General features: G+C 69.0%; 13 protein-coding genes. 5 read left to right on the top strand and 8 right to left on the bottom strand.

Annotation, left to right across the window (positions count from 1 at the left end):
- Positions 1-2 precede the first annotated feature (2 nt).
- Complete coding sequence (dksA, locus tag QWY80_RS14120; protein WP_290232681.1) at positions 3-440, bottom strand: RNA polymerase-binding protein DksA; 438 nt, start codon at positions 438-440, stop codon at positions 3-5.
- 221 nt (positions 441-661) lie between these two features.
- Between dksA and QWY80_RS14115 the strand changes: the two genes are divergently transcribed.
- A complete protein-coding gene (locus QWY80_RS14115; protein ID WP_290232677.1) occupies positions 662-1,822 on the top strand; it encodes a pyridoxal phosphate-dependent aminotransferase in 1,161 nt (386 codons plus the stop codon).
- A gap of 11 nt (positions 1,823-1,833) precedes the next feature.
- Complete coding sequence (gene sfsA, locus QWY80_RS14110) at positions 1,834-2,595, top strand: DNA/RNA nuclease SfsA (RefSeq protein ID WP_290232672.1); 762 nt, start codon at positions 1,834-1,836, stop codon at positions 2,593-2,595.
- Positions 2,596-2,605: 10 nt separating this feature from the next.
- On the opposite strand, the gene QWY80_RS14105 is transcribed toward sfsA, so the two are convergent.
- The 6 genes from QWY80_RS14105 to QWY80_RS14080 all read right to left on the bottom strand — a co-directional run bounded on the left by QWY80_RS14105 (position 2,606) and on the right by QWY80_RS14080 (position 7,178).
- The gene (locus tag QWY80_RS14105) at positions 2,606-3,055 is read right to left on the bottom strand and encodes a DUF4426 domain-containing protein (protein ID WP_290232668.1); all 450 of its coding nucleotides are present in this window, start codon (positions 3,053-3,055) and stop codon (positions 2,606-2,608) included.
- Between the two features lie 26 nt (positions 3,056-3,081).
- On the bottom strand, positions 3,082-3,675 hold the full coding sequence (gene metW / locus QWY80_RS14100) for a methionine biosynthesis protein MetW (RefSeq protein WP_290234152.1): 594 nt from the start codon (positions 3,673-3,675) through the stop codon (positions 3,082-3,084).
- Positions 3,675-4,832, bottom strand: a complete 1,158-nt coding sequence (gene metX, locus QWY80_RS14095; protein WP_290232665.1) for a homoserine O-succinyltransferase MetX — start codon at positions 4,830-4,832, stop codon at positions 3,675-3,677. Before metX ends, metW begins: the two co-directional genes overlap by 1 nt.
- Before the next feature lie 100 nt (positions 4,833-4,932).
- Positions 4,933-5,526 (bottom strand): YggT family protein, encoded by a 594-nt coding sequence (locus QWY80_RS14090; RefSeq protein ID WP_290232662.1) that lies wholly within the window; start codon positions 5,524-5,526, stop codon positions 4,933-4,935.
- A 47-nt stretch (positions 5,527-5,573) separates the two neighbouring features.
- On the bottom strand, positions 5,574-6,398 hold the full coding sequence (proC, locus tag QWY80_RS14085) for a pyrroline-5-carboxylate reductase (RefSeq protein ID WP_290232659.1): 825 nt from the start codon (positions 6,396-6,398) through the stop codon (positions 5,574-5,576).
- A 72-nt stretch (positions 6,399-6,470) separates the two neighbouring features.
- Positions 6,471-7,178: a YggS family pyridoxal phosphate-dependent enzyme gene (locus tag QWY80_RS14080; RefSeq protein ID WP_290232656.1), complete on the bottom strand. Its 708-nt coding sequence runs from the start codon at positions 7,176-7,178 to the stop codon at positions 6,471-6,473.
- A gap of 62 nt (positions 7,179-7,240) precedes the next feature.
- Here QWY80_RS14080 and QWY80_RS14075 point away from each other — a divergent pair, with 62 nt between their 5' ends.
- A complete protein-coding gene (locus QWY80_RS14075; RefSeq protein ID WP_290232653.1) occupies positions 7,241-8,269 on the top strand; it encodes a type IV pilus twitching motility protein PilT in 1,029 nt (342 codons plus the stop codon).
- A 24-nt stretch (positions 8,270-8,293) separates the two neighbouring features.
- Positions 8,294-9,436, top strand: a complete 1,143-nt coding sequence (locus tag QWY80_RS14070) for a PilT/PilU family type 4a pilus ATPase (protein WP_290232650.1) — start codon at positions 8,294-8,296, stop codon at positions 9,434-9,436.
- A 6-nt stretch (positions 9,437-9,442) separates the two neighbouring features.
- On the opposite strand, the gene QWY80_RS14065 is transcribed toward QWY80_RS14070, so the two are convergent.
- Positions 9,443-10,573, bottom strand: coding sequence for an anhydro-N-acetylmuramic acid kinase (locus QWY80_RS14065; protein WP_290234149.1), 1,131 nt, complete (start codon positions 10,571-10,573; stop codon positions 9,443-9,445).
- 110 nt (positions 10,574-10,683) lie between these two features.
- On the opposite strand from QWY80_RS14065, the gene tyrS reads away from it, so the two are divergent.
- Positions 10,684-11,883 carry a tyrosine--tRNA ligase gene (tyrS, locus tag QWY80_RS14060; RefSeq protein WP_290232648.1) on the top strand — a complete coding sequence of 400 codons (1,200 nt, stop codon included), beginning with the start codon at positions 10,684-10,686 and terminating at the stop codon, positions 11,881-11,883.
- Positions 11,884-12,464: the final 581 nt, after the last annotated feature.

Below are 12,464 nucleotides of genomic sequence, written 5' to 3'. Positions count from 1 at the left end.
GATCAACCGCCCAGCTGCTTTTCCTTGAGCTCGGCCAGCGTCTTGCAGTCGACGCACAGGGTGGCCGTGGGACGCGCCTCGAGGCGGCGGATGCCGATCTCGACGCCGCAGGCCTCGCAGAAGCCGTAGTCGTCCTCGTCGATCTTCTCGAGGGTCTCGTTGATCTTCCTGAGCAGCTTGCGCTCGCGGTCGCGCGTGCGCAGCTCCAGACTGAAGCCTTCCTCCTGGGTGGCGCGGTCGGCGGGGTCGGCGTAGTTGTTCGCCTCCTCCTGCAGGTGACGCACGGTGCGGTCCACCTCTTCCATGAGCTCCTGCTTCCAACCCAGCAGGATCTGGCGGAAGTGCTCCAGCTGCTGCTCGTTCATGTACTCTTCACCCGCCGCCGGCTCGTAGGGGGTGAATTTCTTGGGCGCTTCCACTTTCTTGTCGGCTACTGGCATGGGACTGCCTCGTTACTTGAGTGACTACTGATCAATACCCGCCGCGATGCAAGGTATCTCACGCCAAAGGGATGCTTGTTTAGCGGAAAAACCGACACATTGCAACCTCCCGCTGCCCGCCTCCCGCGGAGGCGCCGGTAAAGTCGCTGCACAGTGTCGCTTTGACCCCCCGGGTGGCGGTAAGCTCCGCCGGACCTGCCGTTTCTGCCGAGGAGCCCAGCATGTCATGGAGTGCGCGCATCGACCGGGTCGCCCCCTTCCGGGTGATGAGCCTACTGGAGACCGCCCAGGCCCGCGAGGCCGCCGGGCATGACGTCATCCACCTGGAGGTCGGCGAGCCCGACTTCCCCACTCCCGAGCCGGTGATGGCCGCGGGGCAGGCGGCGCTGGCCGCCGGCCATACCCGCTATACGCCGGCGGCCGGCCTGCCGGCGCTGCGCGAGGCGATCGCCGGCCACTATGCCGCGCACTTCGGCGCCGAGGTGGACCCGCGGCGCATCCTGGTCACCCCCGGCGCCTCCGGGGCCCTGCTGCTGGCCAGCCAGCTGTTGGCGGGGCCGGGTGACCGGGTCCTGATGGCCGATCCCAACTACCCCTGCAATCGCCACTTCATGGCCCTGGCGGGGGCCGAGGTGGATGCCGTGCCGGTGGGCCCGGCGAGCGGCTGGCAGCTCGATGCCGGCCTGGTCGAGGCCCACTGGCATGACGCCACCCGCCTGGCGATGCTGGCCACGCCATCCAATCCCACCGGCCATATGCTCGATCGCGCCCAACTCGCCGCGGTCGCGGAGAGCGTAGCGGTGCGCGGCGGTCATCTGCTGGTGGACGAGATCTACCAGGGGCTCTGCTACGATCTGGAGCCGCTCTCGGTGGCCTCCGTTGCCCCGGACGCCTTCGTGGTCAACAGCTTCTCCAAGTACTTCGGCATGACCGGCTGGCGCCTGGGCTGGCTGTTGGCACCGGAGGCGGCGGTGGAGCCGCTGACCCGGCTGGCCCAGAACGTCTTCCTGGCCGCCTCCACTCCGGCCCAGCATGCCGCCCTGGCCGCCTTCACCCCCGGGTGCCGGGAGATCCTCGAGGTCCGGCGGCGCGAGCTGGGCCGGCGTCGCGACGCCCTGCTGGCGGGCCTGTCGCGACTGGGCCTGGCGCCCTCGCTGGCGCCCCAGGGGGCCTTCTACCTGTGGCTCGACATCGCCCGCTACAGCGCCGACAGCCAGGCCTTCTGCCGGCGCCTGCTGGAGGAGGAGAACGTGGCGATCACCCCGGGCATCGACTTCGCCCTGCAGGGCGGCGAGCGCCACGTGCGCATCGCCTTCACCACCGACGTCGCCCGGCTCGAGGAGGCGGTGAGCCGCCTCGAGCGCTTCCTGGCGCGCCAGTAGGGGGAGCGGGCATGGACTACCCCGAGCTGGTGCCCGGCGTGCTGCTGCGCCGCTACAAGCGCTTCCTGGCCGACGTGCGCCTCGCCGACGGCCGCGAAGTCACCGCCCACTGCCCCAATACCGGCTCCATGCGCGCGGTGAACGTGTCGGGCTGCCGGGTGTGGCTGGCGCCCAGCGACGACCCGAAGCGCAAGCTGGCCTGGACCTGGGAGCTGATCGAGCTGCCCCGGCCCGACGGCGGCGTGGCCGCGGCCTCGGTGCATACCGGGCGGGCCAACCGCATCGTCGAGGAGGCGCTGCGCGCCGGCAGGGTGGCCGGGCTCGACGGCTACGCCGAGCTCAAGCGCGAGGCGAGGGTGGCGCTGGACGGCGAGAAGGCCGCGCGCCTCGACTTCCGGCTCGACGATCCGCTGCGCGGCACCGCCTTCGTGGAGGTCAAGCAGGTGACCCTCAGGGAGAGCGACGGCCACGGCTACTTCCCCGACGCGGTGAGCGAGCGGGGCCGCAGGCATCTCGAGACCCTGGCGGCGCTGGCGGCGGGGGGGCAGCGCGCCGTGCTGCTGTTCTGCGTGGCCCATGAGGGCATCGCCGACGTGGCGCCGGCGGCCCACCTCGACCCCGCCTACGCCGCGACCCTGCGCCGGGTCGCGGGATGCGGGGTCGAGGTGCTGGCGCGGCGCTGCGAGGTCGTCCGCCGCGACGGGGTGCCGGTGGCGATTCGCCTGGGAGCGGCGCTGCCGGTGGACCTCGAGCGAAGCTTCATCAGCTGCTGAGGTGCCCCCTCTACCGCTCGATATAGAAGCGCTGGATGAAGCTGACCCGTGCCGGGTCGGCGTTGCGGTCGTGGCGTACCTCCAGGTCGAAGCGCATGGCCTCGTCGTCATCGATGCGGAACACCGCGACCTGGGAGGGGGTGTCGCCGCTGCGCAGGGTGCGGAAGCTGAGCGGGGTGCCGTCATCGTCGCCCAGGGCGCCGACGCGGCCGTTGACCGTGGCCGGCACGGCGCGGGTGGTGCCGTCCTCCTGCTCCTCGAGCACGCTGACGTTGAGCAGCGCCATGGCCGGACTGCGCCGGATGCCGTGTTCGCGGGCCACCGCCTCGGGCAGGAAGCTGGTGTTCACCGCGCTGTAATGGATCTGGTAGGCACCCACCTGCTCGTACTGCTGGGCGGCCAGCGGGCCGGCCAGCAGCAGCATGCCCATCGCCAGGCCGTTCAGGAAACCTCGCCTCATCGTCATCCCTCTCGCCGGTGGCCGGGTCAGCGGCGGGCGACCCGGAAGATCGCGATCTCGCCGAACAGGTTGGGCCACAGCCGCGAGGTCCAGTGGCCCTCGTGGTCGCCGATGCCCACCGCCCGGTCGACGATGATCAGACCCTTGTCGCGACAGAGTTGTTCAAAGTCGTTGAAGGTCGACAGGTGGATGTTGGGGGTGTCGTACCAGGCGTGGGGCAGCGACTTGGAGACCGGCATGTAGCCCTTGAAGCCCAGGTAGGCGCGGTGCCGCCAGTAGGCGAAGTTGGGGAAGGTGAGGATGCCTTCCCCGGCCACCCGCAGCATCTCGTCGAGCATACGGTCGGGGCGGCGCAGCGCCTGCAGGGCCTGGGTCATTACCACCAGGTCGCAGGCGTCGTCGTCGAAGTTGGCCAGGCCCTCGTCGAGGTTCTGCTCGATGACGTTGACTCCCTTGGCGATGCAGGCGGTGATGCCCTCGGGGTCGATCTCCAGGCCGTAGCCGGTGACGCCCTTGTCGCGGGCCAGGGCGGCGAGCAGGGTGCCGTCGCCGCAGGCCAGGTCGAGGATGTGGGCACCCTTGGGCACCCAGTCGTGGATCAGCTTGAGGTCGGGACGCATCATGACCGCTCCTCCAGGCCCAGGTCCCGGCCCACGCGCGACATGAAGGCGGCGAACACCGCCTGATAGCGGGGCTCGGGCATCAGGAAGGCGTCGTGGCCGTGGGGCGAGTCGATGTTGGCGAAACTCACCGGCTTGCCGGCGCGGATCAGGGCGTCGACCAGTTCGCGGGAGCGCGACGGCGGGAAGCGCCAGTCGGTGGTGAAGCTGACCACCAGGAAGGGGCACTCGGCCGGGGCCAGGGCACTGGCCAGGTCGCCGCCGTGGATGGCGGCCGGGTCGAAGTAGTCCAGTGCCTTGGTCATCAGCAGGTAGGTGTTGGCGTCGAAGGAGGTGGAGAAGGTGTCGCCCTGGTAGCGCAGGTAGGATTCCACCTGGAACTCCACGTCGTAGCCGAAGTTGAAGTCGTTGGTGCGCAGGTCGCGGCCGAACTTGCTGCCCATGGCGTCTTCGGAGAGATAGGTGATGTGGCCGACCATGCGCGCCAGCTTGAGCCCGCGGCGCGGCACCTTGTCGTGCTCGGCATACCAGCCGTCGTGGAAGTCGGGGTCGGAGCGGATGGCCTGGCGGGCCACCTCGTTGAAGGCGATGTTCTGGGCCGAGAGCTTGGGCGTGGCGGCGATCACCGCGGCGTTGGCGATCCGTTCGGGATAGCTGAGCGTCCACTGCAGGACCTGCATGCCGCCCAGGCTGCCACCGATCACCGCGGCGAAGCGTTCGATGCCCAGGCGGTCGGCCAGCCGCGCCTGGCTGTGCACCCAGTCGGTCACCGTGACCATCGGGAAGTCGGGGCCCCAGAGGCGGCCGGTCGCCGGGTTCTCGGCGTTGGGGCCGGTGCTGCCGTGGCAGCCGCCCAGGTTGTTGAGCGAGACCACGAAGAAACGCTCGGTGTCGATGGACTTGCCGGGGCCGATATGGGCGTCCCACCAGCCCGGCTTGCGGTCCTCGGCGCCGTGGTAGCCGGCGGCATGGTGGTGCCCGGAGAGGGCGTGGCAGATCAGCACGGCATTGGAGCGTTCGGCATTGAGGGTGCCGTAGGTCTCGTAGACCAGGTCATAGGCCGGCAGCGTCCTGCCGCAGGCCAGTGCCAGGGGATCGTCGAAGTGCACCGTCTGCGGCGTCACCAGGCCGACCGAGTCGGGGGGTAGCTCGGGCATGGGGATGTCGGTGTCCAGTCGTCTCGTTGTCCAGCCGTCGCGGGGCCGTCGCACCGGCCGCCGCCTGTCAGGGCCATCTCGTGCCGCAGGCCCGCTCCTGTCAGAGGCCCACCAGGGCGCCGGAAATGCCGGCGGCGCGGGTCAACGAACCCACCACGATACCATCGATGATGCTGATGGCGATGAAGACGAAGATGGGCGACAGGTCGATCATGCCCAGCGGCGGGATCACCTTGCGCACCGGGGCCATGATCGGCTCCACCAGCTGCATCACCAGCAGCGCGCCGGGGTGACTGGCGTTGGGGGCCACCCAGCTGAGGATGATCATCACGATCAGCGCGAAGAAGTAGATCTTGAGGATGGCGTTGGCCAGCGCCGCCACCGTGCCGATGGCCACGCCGCCCAGGGGCGGCATGCCGAAGCCGGCGACCTGCAGGATGATCACGATACTGACCGCCTTGATCACGAGGCCGGTGGCCAGGGTGGCCAGGTCGAAGCGTTCCATCACCGGGCCGAGGAAGCCCTGGAAGGGGCGGACCGCCGGCTGGGTGATCTTCACCACGGACTGGCTGATGGGGTTGTAGTAGTCGGCCCGCGATGCCTGCAGCAGGAAGCGCAGCATCAGCAGGAAGAGATAGATGTTGATCAGGGTGTTGACCAGTAGCAGGCCGGCGCTGCCCAGTTGGCTGCCCATATGGGCTCCTCCTCAGGATCGGTTGAGAGTCGCTTGGTGTGTGCCGCTCAGCCCTTGCCGAGCTCGTCGGCCATCTCCCGGGCACGGGCCGCGCAGGCATCCATGGCCTCGGCCATGAGGCGGCGCAGGCCGGCCTGCTCCAGGTGTTCGATGGCGCGCTCGGTGGTGCCGCCGGGGGACATGACGTTGCGCTTGAGCTCCGCCGGCGGCGTGTCGCTGGCCAGGGCCATCTTGGCCGCGCCGAAGGCGGTCTGCATGGCCAGGCGCCGGGCGGTGTCGGCGGGCAGGCCCAGGCGGGTGCCGGCCTCCTCCATGGCCTCGAACATCAGGAAGAAGTAAGCGGGGGCGCTGCCGGAGACGGCGGTGACGGCCTCCAGCAGGGCCTCGTCCTCGACCCATTCCACCAGGCCCACCGCCTCCATCAGCTCGGTGGCCAGGCGGCGCTGTGCCTCGCTGACCCTCGGGTTGGCGAACAGGCCGGCGGCACCGGCACCCACCAGGGAGGGGGTGTTGGGCATGCAGCGCACCACCGGCAGGTCGCCGCCCAGCCACTGCTCGAGGGTATCGGCCGGCAGGCCGGCGGCCACCGAGACGATCAGCGGGCGGCGCGCCTGGACGGCGTCGCGCAGGCCCTCGCACACCTGGCGCATGATCTGGGGCTTGACCGCCAGCACCACCACGTCGGCCGCGGCGACGGCGGTGGCGTTGTCGGTGCTGGTGTGGATGCCGAGCCGCTCGCGGACCGGGGCCAGCATCTCGTCGCTGGGTGAGGTGGCGGTGACGTCATCGGCGGCGAAGCCGCTCTCGAGCATTCCGCCGATGATGGCGCTGGCCATGTTGCCGGCGCCGATGAAGGTGACTCTGGTAGCCATGCGATGTGGTCCTGTGTCGGTCGACTTGAACGGGGCCGGTGCCGGTCCCGGTGGCTGTCCTGGTTCCGGTGCTCAGTGCTTGGCGGTGCGCTCCCCGAAGATGGCGGTACCCAGGCGGACCAGGGTGGCGCCCTCCAGCACGGCGGCCTCCAGGTCGGCGGTCATGCCCATGGAGAGGGTGTCCAGCGGCGCTTCCGGGAAGCGCTCGCGCAGTCCCTCCAGGGCCCGGCGCAGCCGGGCGAAGGGGGCGCGCTGGGCGGCGAGCCCCTCGGCCGGGGCGGGGATCGCCATCAGGCCGCGCAGGCGCAGCTGCGGCATGTCCAGCACCGCCTCGGCCAGGGTCGGCAGGTCGTCGAGGCTCACCCCCGACTTCGAACTCTCGGCGCTGATGTTGACCTGCAGGCAGACGTCGAGTGGGCCGAGCGCCGCGGGGCGTTGATCGTTGAGACGCCGGGCGATCTTCTCGCGGTCTACGCTGTGTACCCAGGCGAAGTGCTCGGCCACGTCGCGGGTCTTGTTGGATTGCAGCGGGCCGATGAAATGCCAGGCGATGCCCGCCAGGTCGGCCAGGTCGGCCTGCTTGTCCAGGGCCTCCTGGACGTAGTTCTCGCCGAAGTCGCGCTGGCCCAGGTGCCAGGCCTCGCGGATCAGTGCCGCCGGCTTGGTCTTGCTGACCGCCAGCAGGCGCGCCTCGCCGGCCGGGCGCCCGGCGGCGGCCAGGGCCGCGTCCAGCCGGCGGCGTGCGGCGACCAGGGAGTCGAAAAGTACCAGGGTCGTCATGTCGCAAGGTCTGTCATACTGGTCATCACAACGCGTACCACCACCGGGAGCAGGGAAATCGCATGGATATTACCGAACTGCTGGCGTTCTCGGCAAAACAGAAAGCCTCCGACCTCCACCTCTCGGCGGGGCTGCCGCCGATGATCCGCGTCGATGGCGACATCCGTCGCCTCAACGTGCCGTCCATGGAGGACCGCGAGGTCCGCAAGCTGATCTACGACATCATGGCCGACCGGCAGCGCCGGGACTACGAGGAGTTCTTCGAGACCGACTTCTCCTTCGAGGTACCGGGGATCTCGCGCTTCCGCGTCAACGCCTTCAACCATGCCCGCGGCGCCGGCGCGGTATTCCGCACCATTCCCTCCGAGGTGCTGGCCCTCGAGGACCTGGGTCTGGGGCAGGTGTTCCGCCAGCTCTCCATGCTGCCGCGCGGCCTGGTGCTGGTTACCGGCCCCACCGGCTCGGGCAAGAGCACCACGCTCGCGGCGATGATCGACTACATCAACGACAATCGCTACGAGCACATCCTGACCATCGAGGATCCGGTGGAGTTCGTCCACCGCAGCAAGCGCTGCCTGATCAACCAGCGCGAGGTGCATCGCGATACCCATGGCTTCGCGCCGGCGCTGCGCAGTGCCCTGCGCGAGGACCCGGACGTCATCCTGGTCGGCGAGCTGCGCGACCTCGAGACCATCCGCCTGGCGCTCACCGCCGCCGAGACCGGCCACCTGGTGTTCGGTACCCTGCACACCACCTCCGCGGCCAAGACCATCGACCGGATCATCGACGTCTTCCCCGGGGAGGAGAAGGCGATGGTGCGCTCGATGCTTTCCGAGTCGCTGCAGGCGGTGATCTCCCAGACGCTGCTCAAGCGCATGGGCGGCGGGCGCGTGGCGGCCCACGAGATCCTCATCGCCACCGCGGCGGTGCGCAACCTGATCCGCGAGGACAAGGTGGCGCAGATCTACTCGGCGATCCAAACCGGCGGCAACCTGGGCATGCAGACCCTCGACGCCTCGCTGGCCAAGCTGGTGGCCGACAACGCGGTGGCCCGCGACGAGGCACAGGCCAAGGCCAAGGGCGCGATCTAAGAGAACCGTGACAGGAGCAGGGACATGACGGCACAAGAGTGGCTCAATCAATTGCTGGACATCATGGTGCAGAAGGACGCCTCGGATCTGCTGATCTCGGTGGGTGCCCCCCCGAGCCTGAAGATGGCCGGCCGGCTGACGCCGATGGGCGACCAGGGGCTCAACGAGGCGCAGGTCGGCGAGCTGGTCAATGCCGCCATCCCCGAGGCGGTGATGGCGCGCTTCCAGGCCGAGAGCGAGGCCAACTTCGCGCTCAGCCTCAAGGGCAAGGGGCGCTTCCGCGTCAGCGCCTTCCAGCAGCGCAACCAGAAGGCCATGGTGATCCGGCGGATCGCCTTCGAGATCCCCCACCTGGAGGAACTCTCCCTGCCCCCGGTGCTGGGCGAGCTGGCCAACATCAAGCGCGGCCTGGTGTTCGTGGTGGGCGGTACCGGTACCGGCAAGTCGACCACCCTGGCGTCGATGATCCAGCAGCGCAACGAGACCCTGGGCGGGCACATCATCAGCGTCGAGGATCCCATCGAGTACGTGCATCCGCACAAGAAGGCAATCGTCAACCAGCGCGAAGTGGGCATCGACACCGAGTCCTTCGAGGTGGCGCTGAAGAACACCCTGCGCCAGGCGCCGGACGTGATCCTGATCGGCGAGATCCGCACCCGCGAGACCATGGAGCACGCCCTGACCTTCGCCGAGACCGGCCACCTCTGCCTGGCGACCCTGCACGCCAACAACGCCAACCAGGCGCTGGATCGCATCATCAACTTCTTTCCCATGGAGCGGCATGCCCAGGTATGGCTCGACCTGTCGCTCAACCTGCGCGCCATCGTCGCCCAGCAGCTGCTGCCCACGGTGGATGGCGGGCGCTGCCCGGCCATCGAGATCATGCTCAAGTCGCCGCTGATCGGCGACCTGGTGCGCAAGGGCGAGGTCAGCGAGATCAAGAATGTCATGACGCGTTCGCGGGATCAGGGCATGCAGACCTTCGACCAGGCACTCTACGACCTCTTCAGGGCGGGCCGGATCACCGAGGAGGTGGCGCTGGTACACGCCGACTCGGCCAACGACCTGCGTATGATGATCAAGTACGGTGGTGGCGACGGCGAGGGGGTGTCCCAGGCCCATCACGCGGCGACCCAGTTCTCGCTGAAGCGCGACGACGACTTCTGAACCCCCTCAGGGGGCGTAGACGCCCCCCAGCACCCGCGGGCCGGCGGCGCCGGTCACCGCGGGCAGGTTGCCCGGCAGGTCGGCCAGGCGGCGCCGGGCCAGCCAGGCGAAGGCGCCGGCCTCCAGCCAGTCGGCCGGCCAGCCCTGTTCCGCGCTGTCGATGAGTGTCGCCTCCGGCTGGCGCCGGGCCAGTCGCGCCAGCAGGTCGCGGTTGTGGGCGCCGCCGCCGCAGGGCAGCAGCCGCTCCGGCGGTGGCGCCTGCAGGCGCTCGCGGGCCATCTCCACCGCCAGGGTGATGCTCGTCGCGGTCAGCTCCGCCAGGGTGGCCTGGACGTCCTCCGCCCGTTCCCTTCCCGTCAGCTGCCGCTCCAGCCAGCCGAGATGGAAGTGCTCGCGGCCGGTGCTGCGCGGCGGCGGCCGGTGGAAGAAGGGGTCGGCCAGCATCCGCTCGAGCAGCGCCTCGTCGACCCGCCCCGAGGCCGCCCAGGCGCCGTCGGCGTCGAAGGGACCGCCCCGGTGCCGGGCGTGCCAGGCATCCAGCAGGGCGTTGGCCGGGCCGGCATCGAACCCCAGCGGCTCGCGGGCATCCCCGGTGGGCGGCAGCAGGGTGAGGTTGGCGAAGCCGCCCAGGTTGAGCACCAGGCGCCATTCGCCCGGGGTGCGGAACAGTGCCTGGTGGAAGACCGGCGCCAGGGGGGCGGCCTGGCCCCCCGCCGCCAGGTCGCGGCGGCGGAAGTCAGCGACCACGGTGATGCCGGTGAGTTCGGCCAGCAGGCTGGGGTTGTCGAGCTGCAGGGTATAGGGGGGGCCGCCGGCGTGGCCCAGCGGGGCATGCTCGACGGTCTGGCCATGGCTGCCGATGGCGATGACCGAGCTGCGCGACGTTTCGCTGCCGGCCAGCAACGCCTCCACGGCCGCGGCCTGCAGGCGGCAGAAGGCGTCCTCGGCGTCGGCCAGCTCGGCGAAGGCGACCCGGTCGGCATGGCAGAGGTGCCATAGCGTCTCGCGCAGGGGCGCCGGCATGGGTTCGGCATGGGTGGCGACCAGGCGTGGCGTGGCGTCGTCGTCGATTTCCACCAGGGCGGCGTCGACGCCATCCAGGCTGGTGCCGGACATCAGGCCGATGAACAGGGACATGTCGCTCTCCGGATAGTGGGGCATCACCGCCCGCGGTCGAGTCATGCTACCATCCTGCCCCATTCGATGGGCGTGTGGCCCGGGCAAGCGTATTGATGGAGTAGGAGACGATGAGCGATGTGGCGAGCGCGCTGGCGCTGCTGAAGCGGGGCACCTACGAGATCCTGCTGGAGGATGAGCTGGTCGAGAAGCTGGAGTCCGGACGCCGGCTGCGTATCAAGGCGGGTTTCGATCCCACGGCGCCCGACCTGCATCTGGGCCACAGCGTGCTGTTGACCAAGATGCGCCAGTTCCAGGACCTCGGCCACGAGGTGATCTTCCTGATCGGCGACTTCACCGGGCGTATCGGCGACCCTACCGGCAAGAACGTCACCCGCAAGCCGCTCACCGAGGAGGAGGTGCGCGCCAACGCCGAGACCTACAAGGCGCAGGTGTTCAAGATCCTCGATCCCGAGAAGACCGAGGTGCGCTTCAACTCCGAGTGGTTCGGCGAGCTCTCCGCCGCCCGCATGATCGAGCTGGCCGCCCAGAGTACCGTGGCGCGCATGCTCGAGCGCGACGACTTCGAGAAGCGCTACGAGGCCGGGCAGTCGATCTCCATCCACGAGTTTCTCTACCCCCTGGTGCAGGGCTACGACTCCGTGGCCCTCGACGCCGACATCGAATTGGGCGGTACCGACCAGAAGTTCAACTTGCTGATGGGGCGCGAGGTCCAGAAGCACTATGGCCAGGCCCCCCAGGTGGTGATCACCATGCCCCTGCTGGAGGGGCTCGACGGCGTGCAGAAGATGTCCAAGTCGCTGGGCAACTACGTCGGCGTGGATGAGACCCCGGGCACCATGTTCAACAAGCTGGTCTCCATGCCCGACAGCCTGATGTGGCGCTACTTCGAGCTGCTCTCGCTGAAGCCCAACGAGGAGATCGAGGCCCTCAAGCGTGATGTCGAGGCCGGCGCCAATCCTCGCGATATCAAGATGGTCCTGGCCCGCGAGCTGATCGCCCGCTACCACGGCGAGGAAGCCGCCGCCAACGCCCACAAGTCCGCCGGCAATCAGCTGGCCGAGGGCGAGTTGCCGGAGGACCTGCCCGAGGTGGAGGTCGACTTCGAGGGCAGTGCCCAGGCACCCATCGCCGCCGTGCTCAACCGCTCCGGCCTCACCAAGAACAGCGCCCAGGCCAAGGACATGCTCGGCAATGGTCGGGTCAAGGTCGATGGCGAGGTGGTCCAGCGCGACCATATGCTGGCAACCGGCGATAGCTATGTCATCCAGGCCGGCAAGAAGCGCTATGCCCGGGTGACCCTGTGCTGACGTCGACCGACCGATGACGAGTCAGTTGCTCCACCAACGCCCGCCTCGTGCGGGCGTTGTCGTCTGCAGTGGATGGGGCGATTCATCCACAACCGTGCTTTGCCGAGCGGTTGTGGATAGGCTGGCGGGCGTCCTGGAGTCTCGCCGTCGCCATCGCTCCGAGACTTTTTCCCGAAAGGGCTTGCGAGGCCCCGGGGAAATCCGTAAAGTACGCATCCGCTGCCGGCGACGGGCCACGTTGCCAGCGGTGGAGAGTGGCAGAAGTGCTTGTTCTGTCTGAGGTTTTTCGGAGCGTGTCGAAAGGGCTCGGTTGACAGGCGCGGCGGATTCGGTAGAATGCGCTCCACTCGCTACAGAGACCCGCTGAGGGCTCTATCGGCGGTCGCTGAGGCGGCGAGTCGGGTCAACGGCAAGGGTCTTTCGAGACGCGTCGCCACGCGGAAAGAACGCGGTTGACAGTCGGCGCCGATCACGTAAAATACGCCTTCCTCGCAGGGCGCCGGCGAGGTCGCTTCGGCGGCACGACGGCCAGCGAGACGCTCTTTAACAATCGATCAGGTAATTCATGTGGGCGCTTGTCG

Origin of the sequence: Halomonas ramblicola, from assembly GCF_030409215.1 — a bacterium.
In the GTDB taxonomy this organism is placed as follows: domain Bacteria; phylum Pseudomonadota; class Gammaproteobacteria; order Pseudomonadales; family Halomonadaceae; genus Halomonas; species Halomonas ramblicola.
The sequence above is the reverse complement of the archived record's forward strand: the minus strand, read 5'-3'. Positions and strand labels throughout refer to the sequence as shown.

Coding starts and splice junctions, on each gene's coding strand:
- dksA (WP_290232681.1), bottom strand. CDS start 440: ATGCCAGTAGCCGACAAGAAAGTGGAAGCGCCCAAGAAATTCACCCCC.
- QWY80_RS14115 (WP_290232677.1), top strand. CDS start 662: ATGTCATGGAGTGCGCGCATCGACCGGGTCGCCCCCTTCCGGGTGATG.
- sfsA (WP_290232672.1), top strand. CDS start 1,834: ATGGACTACCCCGAGCTGGTGCCCGGCGTGCTGCTGCGCCGCTACAAG.
- QWY80_RS14105 (WP_290232668.1), bottom strand. CDS start 3,055: ATGAGGCGAGGTTTCCTGAACGGCCTGGCGATGGGCATGCTGCTGCTG.
- metW (WP_290234152.1), bottom strand. CDS start 3,675: ATGCGTCCCGACCTCAAGCTGATCCACGACTGGGTGCCCAAGGGTGCC.
- metX (WP_290232665.1), bottom strand. CDS start 4,832: ATGCCCGAGCTACCCCCCGACTCGGTCGGCCTGGTGACGCCGCAGACG.
- QWY80_RS14090 (WP_290232662.1), bottom strand. CDS start 5,526: ATGGGCAGCCAACTGGGCAGCGCCGGCCTGCTACTGGTCAACACCCTG.
- proC (WP_290232659.1), bottom strand. CDS start 6,398: ATGGCTACCAGAGTCACCTTCATCGGCGCCGGCAACATGGCCAGCGCC.
- QWY80_RS14080 (WP_290232656.1), bottom strand. CDS start 7,178: ATGACGACCCTGGTACTTTTCGACTCCCTGGTCGCCGCACGCCGCCGG.
- QWY80_RS14075 (WP_290232653.1), top strand. CDS start 7,241: ATGGATATTACCGAACTGCTGGCGTTCTCGGCAAAACAGAAAGCCTCC.
- QWY80_RS14070 (WP_290232650.1), top strand. CDS start 8,294: ATGACGGCACAAGAGTGGCTCAATCAATTGCTGGACATCATGGTGCAG.
- QWY80_RS14065 (WP_290234149.1), bottom strand. CDS start 10,573: ATGTCCCTGTTCATCGGCCTGATGTCCGGCACCAGCCTGGATGGCGTC.
- tyrS (WP_290232648.1), top strand. CDS start 10,684: ATGAGCGATGTGGCGAGCGCGCTGGCGCTGCTGAAGCGGGGCACCTAC.